General features: G+C 68.7%; 1 protein-coding gene. It reads right to left on the reverse strand.

Features of this window, described 5'->3' with window-relative positions; genetic code table 11:
* Positions 1 to 225: DUF6993 domain-containing protein (locus tag SB754_RS21160; RefSeq protein WP_410784306.1), on the reverse strand; the 225-nt coding region annotated here is incomplete at its 3' end.
* Between the last annotated feature and the right edge of the window lie 34 nt (positions 226 to 259).

Raw genomic sequence — 259 nt, forward strand, 5'->3', positions numbered from 1 at the left:
GCACTCATCCCCCTTGATGGCTGCGCCCCGGATGGAATCGACGGCGAGCCCCGTGGGTGTGCGGTCCAGGGAAACTTCCACGGAATCTCCCCGGAACCCCGCGTCGGTGAAGGCCGCCCGCAGTTGATCGCGGGTGGGAGCCGGTGATGTTGCGGCGAGCGCCGTCAGCGAAGACGTCAGGCTGTCAGCCGATATCTCCGATGCGAGCGGGATGGACTGCTGCACTGGAACCGACGATGCCGCGGGCAGCGCCGGGGCG

Source organism: Leifsonia sp. SIMBA_070 (genome assembly GCF_046534635.1).
Classification (GTDB): Bacteria; Actinomycetota; Actinomycetes; order Actinomycetales; family Microbacteriaceae; genus Leifsonia.